Origin of the sequence: Vibrio ouci (assembly GCF_004551525.1) — a bacterium.
GTDB classification, from domain to species: Bacteria; Pseudomonadota; Gammaproteobacteria; order Enterobacterales; family Vibrionaceae; genus Vibrio; species Vibrio ouci.
The window spans coordinates 1-1,275 of record NZ_SATR01000193.1 but is presented as its reverse complement, the minus strand read 5'-3'; the positions used below and the strand labels follow the sequence as shown (position 1 = coordinate 1,275).

Sequence of the window (1,275 nt, the reverse complement as noted above, 5' to 3'; positions counted from 1 at the left end):
AAGTTAATGAGTGCGTAGCAAAATTTGCCTAACAAACAGTTCAAGCAGATTCGTAACGCTCGGCGAATTTACTATGCGTTGTGTTTGGTGTTTTAGGCGGTTTGCAGAGGCTTACTCAGTGCGTTACTCACTACTTAACTGGGCGTTATACGTTGCGCGTGAAATTAAGCAATTAGAAGGATTTAAAGCTTATGATTACTTGCTATGTCAGGTACGTGATTGACCCGAAAAAGGTCAAAGAATTTGAAGAATACGCAAGAATGTGGATTCCACTTGTTGAGAAGTTCGGTGGTCAGCACAATGGCTATTTCCTACCGTCAGAAGGTGCAAATAATATAGCTCTAGCTTTGTTCTCATTTGAAAGCTTATCAGCATACGAAGAGTATCGTCTCAAATCTCTAAATGATCCCGAGTGTATTGAAGCTTTTGAATTTGCAGATAAAGTAGACTGCATCATTAGCTATGAACGTAGTTTTTTCAGACCTGTGCTCAGGTAGGGAAGCAACGTATAACAATAAATTTAAGCAGATTCGTAACGCTTGGCATTTTCGGTTTGAATCAGCTTAAGTGTTTACGGCACAATGGTTTAGGTGGGTGCTAGCGTTACTCACTACTTAATTTGGCGTTATGTTGCTACTGAGGTTCTATGCTTATAATTATCTCAGAATGAAGGAAAAACTCTCGTGAAAACAGAATTGGAATCGGAGTTAGTTTGTCCGAAGTGTGGACATAAAAGCAGGGAAGTAATGCCCACAGATTCATGTCTCTACTTCTATGAATGTAAAGGGTGTGGTGAACTACTCAAGCCGAAGGCTGGCGATTGTTGTGTATTTTGCTCTTATGGGAGCGTCCCTTGTCCACCAATCCAAGAGCAGGGCAAGTGTTGTAGCTAGTCAGTTGAACGCTATTTCTACACTGAAGAAAATCAACATAACAATAAATTTAAGCAGATTCGCAACGCTTGGCATTTTCGGTTTGAATCAGTTTAAGTGTTTACGGCACAATAATTTAGGTAAGTGATGCGTTGCTCACTACTTAATTTGGCGTTATAACACAAAATCAGGCTATTGCTCAAAAAGGCTATTTGAACTATCATTTGTACATTAAATTGTACTGTTAGGAGTTCAACATGAGCCGTATCCACTTTGACCAAGATATTCAGCCTTTGTCTGAATTTCGTGCTGGCGTAACGTCATTTATTAAACAGATTAACGAAACTCGTAGACCATTAGTAATCACACAACGTGGTAAGGGTGTTGCGGTTGTCCTTGATGT

General features: G+C 39.8%; 3 protein-coding genes. All 3 read left to right on the top strand.

Annotation, left to right across the window (positions count from 1 at the left end; all coding sequences use genetic code 11):
* Positions 1 to 191: 191 nt before the first annotated feature.
* Positions 192 to 497 carry an NIPSNAP family protein gene (locus ELS82_RS25060; RefSeq protein WP_025611608.1) on the top strand — a complete coding sequence of 102 codons (306 nt, stop codon included), beginning with the start codon at positions 192 to 194 and terminating at the stop codon, positions 495 to 497.
* Between the two features lie 186 nt (positions 498 to 683).
* Positions 684 to 893 (top strand): GDCCVxC domain-containing (seleno)protein, encoded by a 210-nt coding sequence (locus ELS82_RS27410; RefSeq protein WP_134837776.1) that lies wholly within the window; start codon positions 684 to 686, stop codon positions 891 to 893.
* 236 nt (positions 894 to 1,129) lie between these two features.
* On the top strand, positions 1,130 to 1,275 hold a 146-nt coding region (locus tag ELS82_RS25050; RefSeq protein ID WP_134837723.1), incomplete at its 3' end, for a type II toxin-antitoxin system Phd/YefM family antitoxin.

Coding starts and splice junctions, on each gene's coding strand:
- ELS82_RS25060 (WP_025611608.1), top strand. CDS start 192: ATGATTACTTGCTATGTCAGGTACGTGATTGACCCGAAAAAGGTCAAA.